19 protein-coding genes and 1 pseudogene are annotated in these 21,261 nt (G+C 64.4%); 7 read left to right on the top strand and 13 right to left on the bottom strand.

Annotation, left to right across the window (positions count from 1 at the left end; all coding sequences use genetic code 11):
* Positions 1-32: 32 nt before the first annotated feature.
* The 9 genes and pseudogenes from JAO85_RS12215 to JAO85_RS12255 form a co-directional block, all read right to left on the bottom strand.
* A complete protein-coding gene (locus JAO85_RS12215; protein WP_041744371.1) occupies positions 33-914 on the bottom strand; it encodes a hypothetical protein in 882 nt (293 codons plus the stop codon).
* Entirely contained in the window at positions 907-1,740 is an 834-nt protein-coding gene (locus JAO85_RS12220) for an ABC transporter permease (RefSeq protein ID WP_202788154.1), read from the bottom strand. Before JAO85_RS12220 ends, JAO85_RS12215 begins: the two co-directional genes overlap by 8 nt.
* A complete protein-coding gene (locus JAO85_RS12225) occupies positions 1,737-2,630 on the bottom strand; it encodes an ABC transporter ATP-binding protein (protein ID WP_012840210.1) in 894 nt (297 codons plus the stop codon). The genes JAO85_RS12220 and JAO85_RS12225 overlap by 4 nt, the downstream gene beginning before the upstream one ends.
* Positions 2,627-3,643 (bottom strand): ABC transporter substrate-binding protein, encoded by a 1,017-nt coding sequence (locus JAO85_RS12230; protein WP_012840209.1) that lies wholly within the window; start codon positions 3,641-3,643, stop codon positions 2,627-2,629. The genes JAO85_RS12225 and JAO85_RS12230 overlap by 4 nt, the downstream gene beginning before the upstream one ends.
* A gap of 109 nt (positions 3,644-3,752) precedes the next feature.
* Positions 3,753-4,751 (bottom strand): L-threonylcarbamoyladenylate synthase, encoded by a 999-nt coding sequence (locus tag JAO85_RS12235; RefSeq protein ID WP_202788155.1) that lies wholly within the window; start codon positions 4,749-4,751, stop codon positions 3,753-3,755.
* Between the two features lie 191 nt (positions 4,752-4,942).
* Complete coding sequence (locus tag JAO85_RS12240) at positions 4,943-6,115, bottom strand: 5-(carboxyamino)imidazole ribonucleotide synthase (protein WP_202788156.1); 1,173 nt, start codon at positions 6,113-6,115, stop codon at positions 4,943-4,945.
* The gene (gene purE, locus JAO85_RS12245; RefSeq protein ID WP_202788157.1) at positions 6,112-6,606 is read right to left on the bottom strand and encodes a 5-(carboxyamino)imidazole ribonucleotide mutase; all 495 of its coding nucleotides are present in this window, start codon (positions 6,604-6,606) and stop codon (positions 6,112-6,114) included. The genes JAO85_RS12240 and purE overlap by 4 nt, the downstream gene beginning before the upstream one ends.
* A gap of 100 nt (positions 6,607-6,706) precedes the next feature.
* A complete protein-coding gene (locus tag JAO85_RS12250) occupies positions 6,707-8,119 on the bottom strand; it encodes a hypothetical protein (RefSeq protein WP_202788158.1) in 1,413 nt (470 codons plus the stop codon).
* Positions 8,116-9,015: pseudogene (locus JAO85_RS12255) on the bottom strand (ABC transporter ATP-binding protein); the annotation flags it as partial. The pseudogene JAO85_RS12255 and the gene JAO85_RS12250, both read right to left, overlap by 4 nt.
* Positions 9,016-9,412: 397 nt before the next feature.
* Between JAO85_RS12255 and trxA the strand changes: the two are divergent.
* The 3 genes from trxA (at position 9,413) to JAO85_RS12270 (ending at position 12,142) form a co-directional block, all read left to right on the top strand.
* Positions 9,413-10,363 (top strand): thioredoxin, encoded by a 951-nt coding sequence (gene trxA, locus JAO85_RS12260; protein WP_004340400.1) that lies wholly within the window; start codon positions 9,413-9,415, stop codon positions 10,361-10,363.
* Between the two features lie 185 nt (positions 10,364-10,548).
* Positions 10,549-11,601 carry a nuclease-related domain-containing protein gene (locus JAO85_RS12265; RefSeq protein WP_202788160.1) on the top strand — a complete coding sequence of 351 codons (1,053 nt, stop codon included), beginning with the start codon at positions 10,549-10,551 and terminating at the stop codon, positions 11,599-11,601.
* 106 nt (positions 11,602-11,707) lie between these two features.
* Positions 11,708-12,142 (top strand): META domain-containing protein, encoded by a 435-nt coding sequence (locus JAO85_RS12270; protein WP_237734812.1) that lies wholly within the window; start codon positions 11,708-11,710, stop codon positions 12,140-12,142.
* 3 nt (positions 12,143-12,145) lie between these two features.
* Here JAO85_RS12270 and JAO85_RS12275 read toward each other — a convergent pair whose 3' ends face one another.
* The 3 genes from JAO85_RS12275 to JAO85_RS12285 form a co-directional block, all read right to left on the bottom strand.
* Positions 12,146-12,499, bottom strand: a complete 354-nt coding sequence (locus JAO85_RS12275; protein ID WP_034394599.1) for a ribbon-helix-helix domain-containing protein — start codon at positions 12,497-12,499, stop codon at positions 12,146-12,148.
* A 118-nt stretch (positions 12,500-12,617) separates the two neighbouring features.
* Positions 12,618-13,199 (bottom strand): DJ-1/PfpI family protein, encoded by a 582-nt coding sequence (locus tag JAO85_RS12280; protein WP_003060496.1) that lies wholly within the window; start codon positions 13,197-13,199, stop codon positions 12,618-12,620.
* A gap of 58 nt (positions 13,200-13,257) precedes the next feature.
* Entirely contained in the window at positions 13,258-14,478 is a 1,221-nt protein-coding gene (locus tag JAO85_RS12285; protein WP_202788162.1) for a mechanosensitive ion channel family protein, read from the bottom strand.
* Positions 14,479-14,846: 368 nt separating this feature from the next.
* Here JAO85_RS12285 and leuS point away from each other — a divergent pair, with 368 nt between their 5' ends.
* The 3 genes from leuS to holA all read left to right on the top strand — a co-directional run bounded on the left by leuS (position 14,847) and on the right by holA (position 19,512).
* Positions 14,847-17,555: a leucine--tRNA ligase gene (leuS, locus tag JAO85_RS12290; protein ID WP_012840198.1), complete on the top strand. Its 2,709-nt coding sequence runs from the start codon at positions 14,847-14,849 to the stop codon at positions 17,553-17,555.
* Positions 17,556-17,766: 211 nt separating this feature from the next.
* Positions 17,767-18,279: an LPS assembly lipoprotein LptE gene (lptE, locus tag JAO85_RS12295; RefSeq protein WP_004340434.1), complete on the top strand. Its 513-nt coding sequence runs from the start codon at positions 17,767-17,769 to the stop codon at positions 18,277-18,279.
* A gap of 186 nt (positions 18,280-18,465) precedes the next feature.
* Entirely contained in the window at positions 18,466-19,512 is a 1,047-nt protein-coding gene (gene holA, locus JAO85_RS12300) for a DNA polymerase III subunit delta (protein WP_202788163.1), read from the top strand.
* Between the two features lie 8 nt (positions 19,513-19,520).
* On the opposite strand, the gene JAO85_RS12305 is transcribed toward holA, so the two are convergent.
* Positions 19,521-19,829 carry a hypothetical protein gene (locus JAO85_RS12305; protein ID WP_012840194.1) on the bottom strand — a complete coding sequence of 103 codons (309 nt, stop codon included), beginning with the start codon at positions 19,827-19,829 and terminating at the stop codon, positions 19,521-19,523.
* Between the two features lie 107 nt (positions 19,830-19,936).
* Here JAO85_RS12305 and JAO85_RS12310 point away from each other — a divergent pair, with 107 nt between their 5' ends.
* Positions 19,937-21,217 carry a glutamate-5-semialdehyde dehydrogenase gene (locus JAO85_RS12310; RefSeq protein WP_202788164.1) on the top strand — a complete coding sequence of 427 codons (1,281 nt, stop codon included), beginning with the start codon at positions 19,937-19,939 and terminating at the stop codon, positions 21,215-21,217.
* Positions 21,218-21,261 lie beyond the last annotated feature (44 nt).

A 21,261-nucleotide genomic window follows, 5' to 3' on the forward strand; every position in this document is an offset into this window, starting at 1 on the left:
AAGAAGGTGGATGGCGGAAAAGAGGCGGGAGGTCAGTGGCAGATGGCTCCGTCTTCCAGCAAGGACGCTTCCAGCGCAATCGTGCTGACGCGGTTGTCCTGCGCACGTTGCTGCAGACCGCTGCGCTGCCATTGCTGGACGGCGTGCTGCAGCCAGCGGGTGGACTGCGCATCGGCCCTGGTCAGACGGATATGGGCCTGATCCGTGGTGCGAAAGCGGTTGCCCAGACGGGTGTAGAAGCGCCAGTTGTCCTGTTGCAGCAGGCGCGTGATGACCTCTGGCGACTCGGCCAGAACATGGCATTTGCCGGCCAGAAAATCGCTGACTGCATGAATGCTGGAGGGCGCGAAAAGAGGCTCTAGGCCCTGGGCCTGCAAGGTGCTGGCAGAGGCCTGACCCGTGGCGATGCAGGCCGTGGGTCTGGGGGCGGCCTTCTGCGCCACATGCGGCAGCCAGGAGCTCCAGTGACCGGGGGCATGGCGGCTCCAGAGGGAGGCTTGCTGCTTGAGCACCAGCAGTTGCAGGCTCTGCGGCATATAGCTGCCACCGGTCTGTCGATCGGCAGCGACCGGGCCGTCCTGCGGCGCCACGCCTTCGAGCACCAGGTCGGCATCGCTTGCGGGGGTGAATTTGACGTTGGTGCCCAGTTGCCGGCCCAGCCAGTCCGCCAGGGCCTGGTCGTAGACATCGGTCTCTGGCGGCAAGGCTTCGCCGGGCAGGGCAGGGCGCGCATAGCTGCGCAGGGCCACATGGAGCACGCCATTGCGCCGGGCCTGCTGCAGCACCGGGCCTGCAGTCTCCGTGCCGCCGAGCTGCGGCAGGGCGGGCCAGAGCACGCCAGCGCCGGCGGCAGCGGCTGCCAGCGCGGTACCGGCAATCACCAGGCGCCGCCAGGACTGCACCGGCCTACTCATGGAATTCCAGTCCGCTGCGCCAGCGCGTCAGGCGCTTTTCCAGCAAGGCCAGCCCATAGTTGAGCGCCAGGCCCAGAACGGCCAGCAGCACGATGCCGGCGTACATGCTGGGGATCTGGAAGATCTCCTGAGAGTTCAGCGTGAGAAAGCCCAGGCCGGCATGCGAGCCGATCATCTCGGCGGCGACCAGCGCGGTGATCGAATAGGCGCCCGCCAGCCGGATGCCGGTGAAGATGGACGGTGCGGCTGCCGGCAGTATGACCTTGAAGAAGATGAAGCCGCGCGAGGCCCCCATGGATAGCGCCGAATGAATCAGCAGCTTTTCCACCTGCTTGACGCCGCTGATGGTATTGAGCAGCACCGGCCAGAAGGCGGCCCAGAAGATGATGGCGATCTTGGAGGCTTCGCCGATGCCGAAGAACAGCAGAAAGACCGGGAACAGCGCCAGGGCCGAGACCTGGCGGAACAGCTGCAGCAAGGGGTCGACAAAGGCTTCGAAGCGGCGCACCACGCCCATCAGCAGGCCCAGCGCCACGCCTGCCACGACGGCCAGAATCAGCCCTGCCAGCGAGCGCTGCAGGCTGGCCGCCACATGCTTGCCCAGCTGGCCGGTCTGCGCGAGCTGGACGATGGCCGCCAGAACCGCAGATGGCGGGCTGAGAAAGGCCGAATTGACCAGTCCCGCGCGCGGCAGGAATTCCCAGATGGCAAAGAACAGCAGCACGCAGGCCGAGCGCTCCAGCCATCGGAGCCTGAGTTGCCGGGAGGAAAGCAGCGACACCGGCTTGGCGGGGCGCCGGGATGGGGATGCGACCAGTTGGCTCATATGGCAAATCCTCGCAAGGCCAGGCTGAAATCAGGGGCGGTGGGCAGCAGCGGTGCCAGCGGTTGCTGGCGGTGGCCGCTGGCAAAGGCGACTTCGTCGCGCAGCACATCCCAGGCCTGTTCGCGCAGCTGCACAAAGGCCGGGGCGTGGCGTATCTCGGCGGGACGCGGGCGCGGCAGCGCTATGTCCAGAACGGATTTGATGCGACCGGGTCGGTGCGTCATGACGGCGATGCGGTCCGACAGATAGATGGCTTCATCGAGGCTGTGGGTGATGAAGACGATGGTGGTCTTGTGCTGCTCCCAGATGCGCAGCAACTCGGACTGCAGGATTTCGCGTGTCTGGGCATCCAGGGCGGCAAACGGTTCGTCCATCAGCAGCAGGCTGGGCGAATAGGCCAGGGAGCGGGCGATGGCCACGCGCTGACGCATGCCGCCCGAGAGTTCGTGCGGGTAGCGCTGGCCGAAGCCGGCCAGCCCCACCAGGTGCAAAAACTGCTCGGCAGCCTCCCGGCGCTCGCGTTTGGGAATCTTGCGGATCTCCAGCCCGACCTCGATGTTCTCCAGCACGGTGCGCCACGGAAACAGCGCATAGCCCTGGAACACCACGCCCTGCTCGCGGTTGATGCCGCTCGCCGGCTGGCCGTCGATGCTGATGCTGCCGCCGCTCTTGCGCGCCAGCCCGGCCAGCACATTGAGAAACGTGGACTTGCCGCAGCCCGAGGGCCCGAGGAGGGTGAAGAACTCGCCTTCACGGATATCGAGATTGAAGTCCTGCAGGGCGGCGATCTGCTGCTTGCGGCCGCGCTCGTCGGCAATGGCGAAATCCATGCGCACATCGCGTGCCCGGATCTTGATGGCGGAGCCGGAGTCGTCCAGGGCCGCGCTCATGTCGCCGCTCCCTTGGCAAAGGGGTTGAACTCGTTGGTGTACACATCCTTGACCGCCACCTTGCCCGGCTGCAGCTTGCCTTCACGCTCCAGCACGTCGATGTAGTACTGGATGGGCGGCTCGGTGATGATCTGGTCGTCCACATAGGCATAGCGCTCCACATGCTTGAGCTCCATGCCGAGACGCTCGGCCGTGTAGCGGCGCGCTTCGTCGGTGTTGGCATTGACCCAGTTGCCGGCCTTGGCGATGGCGGTGACCACATCGCGCACGGCCTGCGGGTTCTCGCGCGCAAACTTGCCGTTGACGCTGTAGGGGGCCATGCCGCCCAGGCCGCGGTCCAGGTCGTAGTCGGTCCACAGGCGCTGCAGCTCGGGGTTGGCCTCGGCACCGCCTGAATGGGGTGGGTGGATGATGGCCAGATCCACATTGCGGCCGATCACGGCCTGCTCGCCCTGGTTGTCGGGAACGACCAGGAAGTTGATCTTGTTGACATCGGCGCCGTGCTCGCGGAAATAGGTCTTGGAGACAAACTCGGCGCAGGCGCCGAAGCTGTTGAAGCCTATGGTCTTGCCTTCCAGATCCCTGGGCGTGCGGATGCCCGAATCCTTGCGCACGAAGTACTTCATATGCGGTGCCTCCTGCAGCGTCTTGCTGCCGGCGGCAATCACCTTCATGTCGGCCCCGGCCGCGATGGCCGAAATCACCAGCGGCACCATGCGCGAGCCGAAATGGATGTCGCCCGTGCCGACCAGCGGAATGATCTGGGGGGCGGCAATCTTGCCCACGTAGTTGGGGCGGGTCGAGGTACCGTCGAAGTAGCCCAGTCTGTCGGCCAGATAGATCAGGTCGAAAGAGGGGTTGTCGGGGTAGTTGAAGGGAACGACCTTGCCGTTTTGTGCCGTGCGGCTCGTTTCGCTGCTGGCCTGGTTGTCGGAGCGCGAGCAAGCCGCCAAGCCCAGGGATGCTGCACTGATGGACAGAAGCTTGCCAAGCGCGTCGCGACGGGTTCCCATGGCTCTAACCTTTGAAGTTGCTTTGAAGCGACCAAGGTTAGAGAAGGTGTCTAATAAAGAAAACGAATAAAAATTTTTATCTTTACTTGGAAATCAGCTAAGAGGCTGCTCAGCCCGCAGCCGCTGCACGCTGCAGGCGGTCGCGCACGCCTTCCCAGTCGGCGGTGTCGGGCGGGGTTTCGATCCAGATCAGCTTGGCGCCCCAGTCATCGAAATTGCGCAGCATGCCAAACAGCTCGCGGGCCACGTCGCGCGGCTCGTCGGACATGCGGCGCAGCAGCAGCTGGGCGGTGGTGACATTGAGGGGGCTGCGGTGATAGATGGCGATATTCCTGCCATCCTTGCCCAGGATGTCCAGCGCCGATTGCAGCTGCCTGGCATCCATCAGCCGCACCTTGGCGTTGGGCGCGTAATGCGCCAAAAGCGTTCCCGAAGCACGCGGGGTATCCGCAGTCAGCTCTTCTTTCGAGAGCGGTCGCAGGCCGCAGGCACGCGCTATATCGTCGCGCGTGATGGCGCCGGGGCGCAGCAGCACGGGCACGCCCCGCGTGCAGTCGACGATGGTCGATTCAATGCCCACTTCGCAGGCGCCGCCGTCGAGCACCAGCAGTTCTTCGCCAAACTCGGAGGCCACATGCTCGGCCGTAGTGGGGCTGACGCGGCCGAACTTGTTGGCGCTGGGGGCCGAGACGCCCCAGACCGGCGGATCGAGCTGCTGGCAGGCCTTGAGCACCGCATGGGCCACGGGGTGGGACGGGCAGCGCAGACCCACGCTGTCCTGGCCGCCGGTCGATGCCTTGGCGGCATGCGGCAGGCGCGGCAGGATCAGGGTCAGCGGGCCGGGCCAGAACGCGTCGATCAACTGCTGGGCAAAGACCGGAACTTCCTTGGCATAGCGCGTGATGGCGGCGGCGTCGGCCACATGCACGATCAGCGGATGGTTGGCCGGGCGGCCCTTGGCGGCAAAGATCTGCGCCACGGCCGCATCGTTGTCGCTGTCCGCGGCCAGGCCGTAGACCGTCTCGGTGGGCAGGCCCAGCAGCCGGCCTTGCTGCAGCGCAGCAGCAGCAGCTTGCACCGAGGGTTCCTGCGTTCCATCCAAGATCATTTCAATTCCTCTTTCATGCACTGCACCGCCGTATGTGCGGTGCTTTTGCGCTTGCAGAGCATCAGCGAAGGACGCCGAGCAAGGGCCGCCCCGCAGCGAGGGCGTCGTCCCCCTCCCGCGTAGCGAGAGAGGGGCGCCCGGCTAGGGGGAAGCGGCGGTGCCGCCTAGGCAAAGCCGCTCAGGGGGTGTTATCAGAACGCTTCAATGCCGAGGATCTCGGCCGCCTTCAAAGCAGTTTCACGCGCTTTTTCGGGGCTTGCCGCGGTGATGTTCAAGTGGCCCATCTTGCGGGCCGGCTTGGCATCGACCTTGCCATACAGATGCAGGTGGGCGCCCGGCAGGGCCAGGATCTGGTCCCAGGCCGGAGCCTGTGCACTGTCGCCGTCCTTGAACCACAGATCGCCCAGCAGGTTGAGCATGACGGTGGCGCTGTGCTGGCGCGGCTGCACCAGGGGCAGATTGGTCATGCAGCGCACTTGCAGCTCGAACTGCGACACATCCATTGCGTTCTGGCTGTAGTGGCCGCTGTTGTGCGGACGCGGGGCGATCTCGTTGACCACCAGCTGGCCGTTGTCCAGCACAAAGAATTCCACGCAGAGCACGCCCACGTAATCGAGGCCGATAGCTACGGATTTCGCAGCGGCTATCGCTTGCTCTGCCTGCGCTGCAGGCACGTTGCCCTCGTAGACCTCGGTCACGGCCAGAATGCCGTCGCGATGCAGATTGCGCTGCACGGGCAGGTTGACGATGTCGCCATTGCGGCCGCGCGCCACGATGACCGAGCACTCATGCGCCAGCGGCAGCATTTTTTCGAGCACGCAGGCCACCTGCTTGAGCTCGTCCCAGGCCTTGATCAGCTCGTCGCGGGTCTTGACGCGGACCTGGCCCTTGCCGTCATAGCCCATGCGTGCGGTCTTGAGAATGCCGGGCAGCAGCGCGTCGTTGACGGCGGCCAATTGCTCGGCCGTCTCGATCACGGCATAGGGGGCGCAGGGCACGCCGCACTTCACGAAGTGGGCTTTTTCGGCGGCGCGGTCCTGGGCGATCGCCACGGCCGAGCCGGCGGGCGATACGGGCAGGCTCTCGGCCAGCTTGTTCAGCGAGCCGGCGGGCACGTTTTCGAATTCGGTGGTCACGGCTGCGCAGAGTCCGGCCAGCTCGGCCAAGCCCTTGGCGTCTTCGTAGCCGGTGCGCACATGCTGGTGGCTGACCAGACCGGCGGGGCTGGTCTCGTCCTTGTCCAGCACGGCGGTGAAGTAGCCCATGGCCTGAGCGGCATGGGCAAACATGCGGCCCAGCTGACCGCCGCCCAGCACGCCGAGGGTCGCACCCGGCAGTATCACTTGCGTGTCGCGGGCGCTCATGCGTTCACCGGCAGGGTCATGTTGCGGGCCGCTTCGGTCTGCTCGGTGCGGAAGGCTTCGAGCTTTTTGCGCAGCTCGGCGTCTTCATTGGCCAGCAGGGCCACGGCAAACAGGGCCGCATTGGCCGCACCGGCATTGCCGATGGCAAAGGTGGCCACGGGCACGCCCTTGGGCATCTGCACGATGGAGTGCAGCGAGTCCACGCCCTGCAGGTGACGGCTGGCCACGGGCACGCCGAGCACCGGCACGGTGGTCTTGGCGGCAATCATGCCGGGCAGGTGGGCAGCACCGCCGGCGCCGGCGATGATGGCCTTGAGGCCACGGTCGGCAGCGGCTTCGGCAAAGCGGAACATGTCGTCCGGCATGCGGTGGGCCGACACGACCTGCGCTTCAAAAGCGATACCGAATTGCTGGAGGATGGCAACTGCGTGTTGCATGGTGTCCCAGTCGCTGCTGGAACCCATGACCACGCCAACTTGGATGGGGTTCATGTTCTTCAGGGCGCTGCCGCCCGGCCTAGTGGAACCCCTGATTTTACGGTTTCGCCGCATTGCCGGCCGACTGTGGGGCATAGCCGTCCGGGCAAAGCAACTATGACTCCCGGATATGGGCCGCCGCGTTATCGCGTGCAAAGCCCAGCACGCGGTCCCTGAAGACATGAATGACCCAGGCCAGCGTGACCAGGATCTGCAGGCTCAGAGAAGCCCAGGGCACATAGCTGAGCCAGGCGCCGGCTTGCTCTATGCCGTCCGGCGAGCTCATCCACATGGCCACCACGGGCTGAACAAACATGGCACCTGTATAGCCGCCCATGCCATAGGCCAGCAGCGGCGCGGCGATGTTGAGGATCAGCCAGGCGATGACAAACGAGGCCAGGGGGGACTTGAGCCTGCCCGCCAGCAGGGCGAAGCCGGTCAGCAGCAGGCAGTCGCGCAGCAGATGCAGACACAGATAGAAGGTAAAGCTGTTGAGCTTGCCGCTGATGGCCGCCTCAAGTGACTGGGGGGCGAACAGCAGCAGCAAGGCCATGGCAAAGCCCAGCAGCAGGCTGACCGGCCACAGCGGCAGTGCCTCCAGCGCCTCGCGCCAGCGCTGGCGCGAGGCCGACCATTGAACCTGGCGCCAGGCGCGCAGATGCTGGTCCATGTGCTGCAGGGCGACATAGGCGGTGCCGATCAGCGCGATCCAGGCGGTGCTGCTGAAAAATTCGGCAATGCCCAGATTGAGCGAGCCGGCCGCGAAAAATCCAGTCAGCGCCAGACCCAGCGGCCAGGCCCAGGGCAGGGTGCGTACATCGAGTCGGGTGCAAAGCTGGCGGCACAGGGCCAGCAGCCCCAGGCCCAGTATCAGCGCAGCGGCCAGATAGGCCAGGCCCAGGCCGCCCACATTCAGGCCCCACCAGAACACGGGCTCGGCGTCGATGTCCACCATGCCCTTGTAGACATGGTCGATAAAGGGGCCGGGGGCGAAGAACAGGATCAGCAGAGGCAGCAGTGCCGCTCGCCGGCGATTGATAGGCCTGTCCCTCAGCCCCCAGCTCATGAGCACGGAATTCATGGCCCAGGTCTGCAGGCCCAGGCCCCAGATCACGGCCAGGCCAATCGTATGCTGCAGCTTCAGGGGCTCCAGCGCCCAGAAATGGGTGATGCCCGCCACGGCCAGTGCAAACCACAGCACGTAGAGCCAGGCCGGCAAGGTGGCGCCCAGCAGCTTGCCCCAGGCCATCTGCCAGGGCGTGAGCACGGACAGACGTTGCCAGTCCCAGGTGTTCTGGCTGGCTTCCTCGGCCAGGCTGCGCCCGGCCAGCACGCTGCCATAGATGATGGCGGCCAGATACAGGCCGGCAATGGCGGTCATGCTCAGGGTGCCGGGCAGCCCCTTGGCGGAGGACAGGGCGAAGGGCAGCGCCAGTATGAGCAGGCTCAGGCCCAGGCTCCAGGCCAGCAGCGAGGGGCGCCAGTTCAGCCAGAGCTGGCGCTGGAATTCGGGATTGCGTTGGCTCATGCTTGCTCCTGACTTTCGGTATCGCGGGCCTGGGCCGTGCGCGCATAGTGGTCCTGCAGCCGCTCGCGCACCGGGTAGAGCGCGGCGACAGGAATGCCGGCCTGCACCAGTTGGGCCAGCCATTGGGCGCGTGCGCTGGCGGCGGCCGGCAGCCAGAGTTGGATCGGGCGGCGGCCCGTGGTGTCGAAGTCCTGCACCGAGGTGCTCAGCAAGGCCTGACGAAGGCGCGCCTCCAGGCCTTCGCCTGGCTCCATGGCCACTTCCAGCGCATAGAGCAGGGGCTGCTGGCCGGCGACGGCGGGCTGGCCCTCGTCATGGGCGTTCTGCAGCGCCTCGTGGCTTTTGATGCGGCCGTCGCGGATGCTCAGGATATGGGTGCAGTACTCGTCCAGCTCGCTGAGGATGTGGCTGGAGACGATCAGCGTCATGCCCTGGGCCTGCAGCTGGCGAAACAGCGTCGAGAGGCTGCTGCGCGCATCGGGATCGAGGCCGCTGGCCGGTTCGTCGAGCAGCAGCACGCTGGGCTGGTGGACGATGGCCTGGCCGATCGCCACGCGCTGGCGCTGGCCGCGCGAGAGTTCGGTCGGGTGGCGGTGCAGCAGCTCCGTCAGGCCCAGCTGGGCGGCCACCTGCCGTATGCGGGCATCCACGTCACCGGGTGCAACGCCCATGGACAGGGCCGAGTACTGCAGGCAGCGCATCACGCTGAGTCGGTCGTACAGACCATAGAAGTCCGAGAGATAGCCCAGGTGACGGTGCACCTCGCGCGGCTGCTCCTCGACCGACAGGCCTTTGACACGGATATGGCCGGACAGCGGCTGCTCCAGTCCGGCGATGCAGCGCATCAGCGTGGATTTGCCGGCACCGTTGGGGCCGACGAGTGCCGTCACGCTGCCCGCTGCGATGGACAGGCTCACGCCGTCTAGTGCACGGTGGCCCGGGTATTCAAACACCAGTTGTGAAACTTCAATCAAGTCTGCGCTCCTTGGTTCGCAAGCAATATAGCCCAGGGGTGAGCGCGGCTGCGGGGCGGTTACTCTTGAAACCGTAGCTGCTTGCGCATGTCGTTCATCGATTTTCGTCATAAAACACCTTGAATCGACCTTGAAACAGGCGCAGAGTGCTCCCATCTGAGGAGCAAAGACCCGACCCGCTCTGGTCTATGGCTTGCGCTCGCGCATTTGCGTGGAGAATCGCAGCATCGCGCGGTGGGCACTCTGCTGGAGTGACCGGTTCGCAGACTTTTCAGCGCCGCTGCCCGGGTGGCAGCACACAAGCAGCATTGGGAATCACATGATTGACGTCACCCTCGAGAATTTTGAAGCCGAAGTCGTAGCCGCCTCCATGGCCGTACCCGTGCTGGTGGACTTCTGGGCACCCTGGTGCGGCCCCTGCAAGACGCTGGGCCCGGTGCTCGAAAAGCTGGAAGTCGCCTATGAAGGCCGCTTCAAGCTGGTCAAGATCGACTCCGATCAGGAGCAGCAACTGGCCAGCATGTTCGGCATCCGCTCCATCCCTACCTGTGTTCTGATGATCGGCGGCAAGCCCGTGGATGGCTTCATGGGCGCCCAGCCCGAAGGCAAGCTGCGCGAGTTCCTGGACAAGCATCTGCCTTCCGAGGGCGAGTTGGCGGCCGAGGCTGACGCCGACGAAGCCCAGGCCCTGCTGGAGTCCGGCGACACCCAGGCGGCGCTGCAAAAGCTGGCCGATGCGCTGGCGGCCGACCCGGCCAACGACGATGCGCGCTTTGACTATGTGCGACTGCTGATCGCCACCGGCAGCTTCGAGGAAGCTGCTGCCCTGCTGGCAGAGCCCATCAAGCGCATTCCCCAGCCGCTGCGCTTCGAAGCGCTGAACCAGTGGCTCAAGGCGCTGGAATTTGCCGTGCAGGACGACAATGCCGATGTGGCCAAGTACGACGCCGCCATCGCCGCCAACAAGCGCGACTTTGACGCCCGCTTCGGCCGTGCGCGCGCGCTGCTGGCCCACAGCCAGTGGACCGATGCCATGGACGAGTTGCTGGAAATCATCATGCGCGACAAGACCTGGAACGAGCAGGCGGCGCGCAAGCTCATCGTCGGCGTGCTGGAGCTGCTGACCCCGCCCAAGCCCAAGAAGCAGGACGCCGTGCCCGGCAAGACCAGCGGCGGCATCGAGCTGCTGGGCAAGAACAGCGCCGAGCAGGATGAGGCGACGGCCCTGGTCAACAGCTATCGCCGCAAGCTGAGCATGGCGTTGAATTAAAGGCTCCCCCTGAGGCGCTGTGCTTGGGCGGTCCCGCGCCTTCCTCCTGGCCGGGCGCCCCTCTCTCTACGCGCTGCGCGCTATGGGAGGGGGCGATGCCTTCGGCTGGGCGCCCCCGCCGCGAGGCGGCTCCTGCTTGGCATCTCTGACTTTTGTACGCGCCAGTTTTTGACATGGTGGGATCAATGAATCAGATTCTTTCCACGGCCTTTAATGGCCTGTTTTTGTATCTGGGGCTGGCGCTGGCATTCGCGGTGCTGGCGGCCGTGCTGCGCTCGCCGCGCTTCAAGGGCTGGCGTGGCGAGCGGGCCGTGCAGGCAGCGATCCGCCGGCAGCTCGATCCGCTGGTCTATGTGGACATGCACAACGTCACGCTGCCCACGGCGGATGGCGGCAGCACGCAGATCGACCATCTGATCTTTTCACCCTACGGCCTGTTTGTGCTGGAAACCAAGAACTACCAGGGCTGGATCTTCGGCACCGAAAAGCAGCGCGAATGGACGCAGCAGATCTTCAGAAAGCGCAGCCGCTTCCAGAACCCGCTGCGCCAGAACTACAAGCACATCAAGACCTTGCAGTCGCTGCTGGACATCGCGCCCGAGCATCTGCACTCGGTGATCGCCTTTGTGGGCGACTGCGAGTTCAAGACCGAGATGCCGGCCCATGTCACGCGCGGCCTCGGCTTTGTCGGCCATATCCAGAGCTTTGCCGAGCCCGTGTGGAGCCCCGAGCAAATGCAGGCGCTGCTGGACAAGCTCGAAGAACTGCGGCTGCAGCCCGGTCGTGCCACCGACAGGCGGCATGTGGCGCATGTCCGGCAGTTGCAGGCGGCCAGCAAGGCGCGCAAACCCAGGCAGGAGCCGGTGGCGGAAGCCGCTGCCCATCTGGTCAAGCCGCCGGTGCCCGAGACCGTGGATGTTCTGCTGGAGCCTGTCATGCCGGCGCCGCCTTCGACAGTGGTCGATAGGGATCTGTCGGCGCAGGTGTCGCCCGCCCAGCCAGCCGTTGCGGCTCCTGCCAGGTTGGCTGACACTGCGGCAGAGGCTGCAGAGCCGGTGCGGCGCGGACGGGTCGATGCTGTGCCGGTCTGCCCGCAATGCGAGTGGCCGCTGCGCAAGTTGCTGATGCAGCGCGGGCCGCTGGCGGGGCAGGCCATCTGGCGCTGTACCAATGCGGTGGCCTGCAGCTTTGTGCGCGGTGATCAGGTGCTTGCGCAAGCGTCTGAGACTCCTGAATAATGAGCTGCAAGCGCTTTGTCTGTATGCGTTGAAGGCCGCAAAGGTGTTTGTGATAACTGCTTTCTCGAAGCTGCATACCTTTCTTCGCCCGGCATTGAGCGCACTCTTGCTGTTGGGGAGCCTGGCAGTCGGCGCTGCGGATGCTGGGCCTGCAGCGTCCGAGGGCGAAGCCATGGCCGCCGTGCCGGCCCCGCTGCTCAATACCTATTGGAAGCTGGTGCAGCTGGGTGACGGCCCGCATGTCAGCGCCTATGACAATCAGCCCGAGCCGCACCTGGTGCTGGAGACCGGCAGCGGCCGTTTTCATGGCGCGGGCGGCTGTAATCGCCTGCGCGGCAACTACAGCCTGGACGGGCGCTGGCTGCGATTTTCGGCCGTGGGCGGCACCCGCATGGCCTGTGTGCAGGGCATGCGTCGGGAGCAACTGCTGCTGGCCACCCTGGCTCAGGTCAGCAGCTACGCCGTGCAGGGGCAGAAACTGGTGCTCAGCGATGCCGAGGGGCGTGCGCTGCTGCGACTCGAGGCCGTGTATCTGCGCTGAACCTCAGTGCGTGAGTTGTGGGCTTGAGGACTTGAGTGACGAGGCATTGCCCAGCGAGCGAATCGGTATGCCCATGTCCTGTGGAATCTCGCCCGACAGCTGCAGTGCCAGATAGCGGGTGCAGCAGACGCGCAGAAAAGAGCTGAAGTTGTCCACCGCTCCGCGCTCGGCCAGCAGCTCGTCGTAGAGCTTGGTGCAGAGCTGGGGAACGGTATAGCCGTCCCGCGCGGCAATCTCTTCGAGTACCTGCCAGAACAGGTTTTCCAGCCGGATGCTGGTGGCGACTCCATGCAGCCGGATGGAGCGGGCCCGGTGGGCCCAGAGCTGCGGATCGGCGCTGATAAAGACCTGGCACATGGCGCGACTCTCCAAAACAAAACCGGGCCATGGTGTGGCCCTGCGACTGCTGCGTCAAGAGGTGAACTCTCGAATTGATAGCTTGCTACGCTTGATGGGAAAGCGCTGGAGGCCGATTTCAGTGTGAAATCTTCGTGCCCAGCAGAGCGAGAAACTGGGCGATCCAGGCAGGATGGGCAGGCCAGGCCGGGGCGCTGACCAGATTGCCTTCGGTATGGGCCTGGTCGACGGGAATGTCGGCATAGCTGCCTCCGGCCAGTTCCACTTCGGCGCGGCAGGCGGGGTAGGCCGAGCAGGTGCGGCCCTTGAGCACGCCGGCCCCGGCCAGCAACTGCGCGCCATGGCAGACGGCGGCCACGGGCTTGTTGGTGTCGAAGAAGTGACGTACGGCGGCGCGCACGCTTTCATAGCCGCGCAGATACTCGGGGCCGCGGCCGCCGGGGATGACCAGGGCGTCGTACTGCTCGGGCTTCACATCGGCAAACGTGGCGTTGAGCGTGAAGTTGTGGCCGGGCTTTTCGCTATAGGTCTGTGCGCCTTCAAAGTCGTGGATGGCGGTCTTGATCTGGTCGCCGGCCTTTTTGTCGGGGCAGACCGCGTGCACGGTATGGCCCACGGCCAGCAGGGCCTGGAACGGGACCATGGTTTCATAGTCCTCGCAGTAGTCGCCGCAAATCATCAAAATCTTCTTGCCTGCCATGGTCTGTCTCCTTTTGAAGTGTCAAACCATTGTGGACAGGCAAGTGGCGCCGCGGGTATTAACGGGCTACTACATCGGGACGGGCGGGCGGATAGTGGGTGCCGTAGTCCGACGAGCGCTGGTACAGCGTCAGCCCGAACTGCGGCAGCACGCCGATCAGATGGTCGAAGATTTCGCCCTGTATGCCTTCGTACTCCACCCAGACGGTGGTGTTGGTGTAGCAGAACAGCTGCAGTGGCAGCCCCGTGGGCGATGTCTCCATGGTGCGCACCATGAGGAACATGCCCGGGCCTTTGCCAATGCGCGGGTGGCCCATCAGATAGGCGTAGGCATAGGCCTTGAAGGCGGCCAGATTCGTCACCTGGTGGGCCGCGATGGCCTGGGTTGGCATGGCGGCCTCGGCCGCGCCGGGCATGGCCTGCAGGCCGTCGCGCTCGCTCCAGTAGGGTTGCAGCAGCGCGATATGGCCCATGCCCGCGCGTTCCTCGGATGAAAGCAGGTGCACGGTGTTGGCGTCCAGGTTCAGCGAGCGCATGATGCGGCGTCCGCCCGAGTCGAACATGCCGCGCCAGTTCTTGAAGCTGTCCGTCATCAGCCGCCAGGTGGGAATGGTGGTGATGGTCTTGTCCCAGTTCTGCACCTTGACGGTATTGAGCGCGATATCGGTCACAAAGCCGTCGGCGCCGACCTGGGGCATCTCTATCCAGTCGCCCACGCGCAGCATGTCGTTGCTGCCGAGCTGAACGCCGGCGACAAAGGAGAGGATGGTGTCCTTGAAGACCAGCATCAGCACGGCCGACATGGCGCCCAGGCCCGAGAGCAGCAGCAGCGGCGAGCGGTCCATCAGCGTGGCCACGATGAGCACCACGGCAAAGCTGCAGACCAGCAGCTTGCCCAACTGCACATAGCTCTTGATGGAATGGGTCTGGACGGCGGCCTTGCGTGCCTCGTCGCGTTCATGGGCCTCGTTCGTGGCATTGAGCAGATCGCACAGCGCGCGTGCCAGGTGGTAGAGCGTGAAGGCCACCGCCACATTGGTGATCAGCGTGGTCCAGCGCGGCTCCAGATGCGGCACGCCTTGCACGCCGAACTGCACGATCAGCGAGGGCACGACCTTGGCCAGGCGGCGCAGCACCTTGTCGTGCATGAGGATCTGGGCCCAGCCAGTCCTGAGGGTGTCGCGCATACGGCGAAAGACCTTGAGCCCCAGCCACTGGGTCAGCCAGCCGGCCACAAGAGCGCTCAGGGCCAGGACGCAGAGCGAGGCCAGCATTTGCATGGCGGGATTCCAGTCAGAAACAAAAGACCAGCGGGAAAGCAAGAGCAGCTCCTCAGAAGAATGGACCGGGGCAGGAGCGCAAGTCTGGCAACTTCGGGCAGAAGGCAGGCGATGGCGCCGGGCACGTAAACAGGCCGGTAAGACCGGCTGGCGTGCAAAAAGTTCAGCAATGTGTGAACAGCCACTAGCTTACGCAAAGCCGTATTTCCCAGCGTGGCGTGCAGGAAGGCCGCAGGGATGGCGCAGCGGGTTCTGCGGTCATGCAGGGCTAAAACGGCGCAAGCGGTCGGGCAGCCTAAAATCCCTGCTGATTTCAGATTTCTACCTTGCCGGGTCCCAAGTGGGGCTGGCGGCCACTGCACTGCACCATGCAAGAAAAATTCAACCACATCGAGGTCGAGCGCGCCGCGCAAGACCACTGGCAAGCCAAGGACGCCTACCGCGTCACCGAAGACGGCAGCAAGCCCAAGTACTACGCCTGCTCCATGCTGCCCTACCCCAGCGGCAAGCTGCACATGGGCCATGTGCGCAACTACACCATCAACGACATGCTCACGCGCCAGCTGCGCATGAAGGGCTACAACGTCCTCATGCCCATGGGCTGGGACGCCTTCGGTCTGCCAGCCGAGAACGCTGCGCTGAAGAACAAGGTGCCGCCCGCCAAGTGGACGTACGAGAACATCGCGTACATGAAGAAGCAGATGCAGGCCATGGGCCTGGCCATCGACTGGAGCCGCGAGGTCGCCACCTGCGACCCCGAGTACTACAAGTGGAACCAGTGGCTGTTCCTCAAGATGCTGGAAAAAGGCATTGCCTACCGCAAGACCCAGGTGGTGAACTGGGACCCGGTGGATCAGACCGTGCTGGCCAACGAGCAGGTCATCGACGGCCGCGGCTGGCGTACCGGCGCGCTGGTGGAAAAGCGCGAGATTCCTGGCTACTACCTGGGCATCACCCATTACGCTCAGGAACTGCTGGATCATGTGCAGGTCGGCAACGAGAAGGCCACCTTGAATGGCTGGCCCGACAAGGTGCGCCTGATGCAGGAGAACTGGATCGGCAAGTCCGCTGGCGTGCGCTTTGCGTTCACGCATGAGGTCAGGAACGCTGCGGGCGAACTGATCGGCGATGGCAAGATGTATGTCTTCACCACGCGTGCCGACACCATCATGGGCGTGACATTCTGCGCGGTTGCCCCCGAGCACCCGCTGGCGCTGCATGCGGCGGCCTCCAGCCCCGAACTGGCAGCCTTCATCGAGGAGTGCAAAAAGGGCGGCACTACCGAGGCCGAGTTGGCCGTCAAGGAAAAGGAAGGCAAGCCCACGGGCCTGTTCGTCACCCACCCCATCACCGGCGCGCAGGTCGAGGTCTGGATCGGCAACTATGTGCTGATGAGCTATGGCGACGGCGCCGTGATGGGCGTTCCGGCCCACGACGAGCGCGACTTCGCCTTTGCCAACAAATACGGCCTGCCCATCAAGCAGGTGGTGGCCGTGGAAGGCCAGGCCGCTTATGACGACAAGCAGTGGAGCGACTGGTATGGCGACAAGGAGCGCGGCGTACTGATCAACTCCGGCGACTTCGACGGTCTGAACCACAAGGATGCGGTGCAGGCCGTGGCCAAGATTCTGGGCGACAAGGGCCTGGGCGAGCTCAAGACCACCTGGCGTCTGCGTGACTGGGGCATCAGCCGTCAGCGCTACTGGGGCACTCCCATCCCCATCATTCATTGCGCCGATTGCGGTCCTCAGCCCGTGCCCGAGAAGGACCTGCCCGTGGTCCTGCCCCAGGATCTGGTGCCCGATGGCTCCGGCAATCCCCTTGTCAAGAGCGAAGCCTTCCACGCCGGCGTGGTCTGCCCCTGCTGCGGCAAGCCTGCCCGCCGTGAAACCGACACCATGGACACCTTCGTGGACTCGTCCTGGTACTTCATGCGCTATTGCGACGCCAAGAACGGCGAGCAGATGGTGGCCGACGGCGCCGATTACTGGATGCCCATGGACCAGTACATCGGCGGTGTGGAACATGCCATCCTGCACCTGCTGTATGCGCGCTTCTGGACCAAGGTCATGCGCGACCTGGGCCTGGTCAAGATCGACGAGCCCTTCACCAAGCTGCTGACCCAGGGCATGGTGCTCAACCACATCTACAGCCGTCGCACGGCCAAGGGCGCCAAGGAATACTTCTGGCCCAAGGATGTGGAGCATGTGTTCGACGACTCCGGCAAGATCATCGGCGCCAAGCTCAAGATCGAAGTGGACAGCGCCGACGGCCTGCTGCCCGTGGGTACCGCCATCGATTACGAGGGCGTGGGCACCATGTCCAAGTCCAAGAACAACGGCGTGGACCCTCAGGATCTGATCGAGAAGTACGGCGCCGACACCGCACGTCTGTACACCATGTTCACCTCGCCCCCCGAGCTGACTCTGGAGTGGAACGACGCCGCCGTGGAAGGCAGCTATCGTTTCCTGCGCCGCGTCTACAACTTCGGCAGCAAGCTGACAGGCATGGACATGGCTTCCGCCGTGCAGGGCGTGGCCGGCGCCAAGTCGCTGGACGATGTGGAATTCGGCAAGGCGGCCAAGGCCCTGCGTCTGGAAATCCACAACGTGCTCAAGCAGGTCGAGTACGACTACTCGCGCATGCAGTACAACACCGTGGTGTCCGGCGCGATGAAGATGATCAATGCGCTGGAAGACTTCAAGGCCCTGGATGACGCCGGTGCCAAGGTGGCGCTGATCGAAGGCTTCGGCATTCTGCTGCGCGTGCTCTACCCCGCAACGCCCCATCTGGCGCATGTGCTGTGGAGCGAGCTGGGCTATGCCAACCACCTGGGCGATCTGCTCGATGCCCCCTGGCCGCAGGTCGATCCCAAGGCCCTGGTGCAGGACGAGATCTCGCTGGTGCTGCAGGTCAACGGCAAGCTGCGCGGTGCGATCCTGGTGTCCGCCACTGCCGACAAGGCTGCCATCGAGGCGGCAGCGCTGGCCAACGAGGAGTACCAGAAGTTTGCCGAAGGCCGTGCACCCAAGAAGATCATCGTGGTGCCGGGCCGTCTGGTGAATATTGTGGTGTAAATGACTCCCCCCTGAGGCGCTTCGCGCCTTCCCCCGGGGGGACGTAGCCTCGCTGCGGGGCTGCCCTTGCTTGCTATCTCTGGAGCAAGGGGCGGTGCTCGCAGCAGAGGGTGAAGCCGCAGCCTTGGCCTCTTTCGCTATCTTTGGCAGCGAGGTGCTGCGACGGTGACGAACTCTGCCCGGTGGGCAGGGTCCCAAATAAGGACAGTTGATGCAAAAACGTACGCTGCTGGCCGCCATGGCCTTGACGCCTCTGCTCGGGGCCTGCGGCTTTCGCCTGCGCGGTGCGCCGAATTTTGTGTTTCGCTCCATTTACGTGCAGGCGGGGCGCGGTGCGCCCGTGGGCACTTTGCTGCGTCGCAGTCTGGAATCGAGCAGCGATCAATTGACCGTGGTCAAGGACCCGGCATCGCCCGATACCGCCGAGGTGATCTGCCAGATCATCAGCGAGCAGGCCCAGCGCGTGATCATCGGCTCCAACGTGGCTGGCCAGGTGCGTGAAATCGAACTGCGTCTGATCGTGCGCTTCTCGTTGCGCACGCCTGGCGGCGATGAGCTGATCGAGCCGGTCGAGATTCGCCAGATCCGCAACGTGACCTATAACGAAACCAATGCCTTGTCCAAGGCAGTAGAAGAGGAAATGCTGAACAAGGACATGCGCAACGACATCGTGCAGCAGATCATTCGCCGTCTGGCTGCGGTCAAGAGCCTGCAGGTGTCATGAGCCCGTCCCCTGAGCCGCAGCGCGACGGGGACTACGGCCTTGCTGCTGGGCGGCAGGTCGCCTAGGCCCTTGCTTGACGTTTCTGAGTTGCGGTTGAGAGTCTCCAGCGTTGGTTCGATAAATCTGATAGCTGCTGACGCTTGAATTCAGGGCGTTTCAGATACTTTTTATAGAAAACTTTTCTCCATGCAGCTTGCGCTGAACCAGCTTACCTCCCATCTGGCCAAGGGCTTGCGCTCGCTCTATGTGCTGCATGGCGACGAGCCCTTGCAGCAGCAGGAAGCGGCCGACGCGATCCGTGTGGAAGCGCGTGCTCAGGGCTATACCGAGCGCAGCAGCTACACCGTCATGGGCGCGCACTTTGACTGGAGCGGCGTGCTGGCGGCAGGCGGCAGCCTGAGCCTGTTTGCGGACAAGCAGATTCTGGAAATTCGCATTCCCAGCGGCAAACCCGGCAAGGACGGCAGTGCTGCGCTGCAGCAGCTGGCCAGCAGCGCCCAGGGCAACGACAGCACGCTGACCCTGATCAGTCTGCCGCGCCTGGACAAGGCCACCAGGACCGGGGCCTGGTTTGGGGCGCTGGACGGCAACGGCGTTTCCATCCAGATCGATCCCGTGGAGCGCGGCGCGCTGCCGCACTGGATTGCACAGCGTCTGGCGTTGCAGAACCAGCGTGTGGCGGCCGGTGAAGAGGGCCAGCGCACGCTGCAGTTCTTTGCCGATCGAGTGGAAGGTAATCTGCTGGCAGCGCACCAGGAAATTCAGAAGCTGGCCCTGTTGCACCCCGAGGGCGAGCTGAGTCTGGCGCAGGTGGAGCAGGCGGTGCTCAATGTGGCGCGCTACGACGTGTTCAAGCTGTCCGAGGCCGTGCTATCGGGCCAGGTGGCGCGCAGCATGCGCATGCTGGACGGCCTGCAGGCCGAAGGCGAGGCCGAGGTGCTGGTGCATTGGGCGCTGGCCGAGGACATTCGAAACATCAAGCGGGTCAAGGACGCCATGGCGGGCGGCAAGCCCCTGCCCATGGCGCTGCGCGAGAACCGCATCTGGGGCCCCAAGGAGAGGCTGATGGAGCGGCTGCTGCCGCGTGTCAGCGATGCACGCGCGGCCGAACTGCTCCAGGCGGCCCATGCCGTGGACGGTATTGTCAAAGGTTTGCCCAGCGCGGGCTGGCCGCGCGACAGCTGGCAGGCCCTGCGGCAGCTGGCCATGCAGCTGGCCCAGGCCGGGCGCTGATTTGCGGCTCAGCCGGGATTGGCGGCTAGCTGGGTTTGGGCCTTGTCGGCCCATAGGCGCAGATTGTCCAGCAGGTCCTTCTGGCTGAAGGAGCAGCTTTCCTCGGTGAACAGCGCGCTGGATTCGAGCCGGTCCAGCAGGTTGAGCAGCACCTCGCCATAGCGTGGCGGCAGTGCCTCAAGCAATGTGGTCGCGGCGCGTGCCTGCTGGCCCAGGGCGCTGGCGCTGATCTGCGAGTGGGCGAGCTGCTCGAATCCGCTGCGCAGCTGCTGGAGCTGGCGGGCGCTTTCCTGCAGCGCTGTGGTGTTGTGGCTCATAAGTCTCCTTGCGATTCAGAGGCCGAGTGTAGGTGTCCGCAGGGCCATAAACCCCCTCGTGCTCGGGCTTGTCTGCGCAACTTGCTTATCTCGGCGAAAATCACGCCATGAACGCGCTCAATACCGTCGAATACATGCACAACCTTGGTGTACAGGCAAAATCCGCCTCTGCACTGATGGCGCGTGCGTCTGCAGCTACTAAAAACAAAGCACTCAAGGCGCTGGCCCGTCTGCTGCGCGAGAACGTCGAGCCGCTGCAGATCGACAATGCCCGCGATCTGGAGCGCGCCGTGGCCAATGGCCTGTCGGCCCCCATGGTCGACAGGCTGCGTCTGACGCCCAAGGTGCTGGAGACCTGCGCCGAAGGTTGCGAGCAACTCGCCTCCATGCCCGATGTGATCGGCGAGATCAGCGGCCTCAAGCAGATGCCCAGCGGTATCCGCGTGGGTCAGATGCGTGTGCCCCTGGGCGTGTTCGGCATGATTTATGAAAGCCGCCCGAATGTGACCATCGAAGCGGCCGGCCTCTCGATCAAGAGCGGCAATGCCTGCATTTTGCGCGGTGGCTCGGAGGCGATCGACTCCAACAAGGCGCTGGCCAGGCTGGTGGCCCAGGCGCTGGCCGAGGCCGGCCTGCCTGAAGACGGCGTCAAGCTGGTGGAGACCACCGACCGCGATGCAGTGGGCCAGCTCATCGCCATGCCCGACTATGTGGACGTCATCATCCCCCGTGGAGGCAAGGGCCTGATCGAGCGCATCAGCCGCGAGGCCAAGGTGCCCGTCATCAAGCATCTGGACGGCAATTGCCACACCTATGTGGATGACCCCTGCGACATCGCCATGGCCGTCAAGGTGGCCGACAACGCCAAGACCAACAAGTACAGCCCCTGCAACGCCAGCGAAAGCCTGCTGGTGGCACGCGCCGTGGCTGCAGACTTCCTGCCCAGGATCGGTGCAGTCTATGCCGCCAAGGGCGTGGAAATGCGCTGCGATGCCGAGGCTCTGGCCATTTTGCAGACCGTTCAGGATGCCAAGCTGGCCCGGGCAGTGGAGCAGGACTGGTACGAGGAATACCTGGCGCCCATCATCAGCGTGAAGCTGGTGGATGGTGTGGACGAGGCCATTGCCCACATCAACAAGTACTCCAGCCACCATACGGAGTCAATTTTGACGACCAATCACCTGCATGCGCAGAAATTCCTGCGCGAGGTCGATTCGGCCAGTGTCATGGTCAATACCAGCACCCGCTTTGCCGATGGCTTCGAGTTCGGACTCGGTGCCGAGATTGGCATCAGCACCGACAAGTTCCATGCGCGTGGGCCGGTAGGTATCGAAGGCCTGACTTCGCTCAAATACGTGGTCCTGGGCGACGGCGAAGTCCGTTCCTGAGATCCACCCGCCGACGAGGGCTGTTTGCGGCCCTCATCGGTCTG

Source organism: Comamonas sp. NyZ500 (assembly GCF_016772095.1).
Taxonomy (GTDB): Bacteria; Pseudomonadota; Gammaproteobacteria; order Burkholderiales; family Burkholderiaceae_C; genus Comamonas; species Comamonas thiooxydans.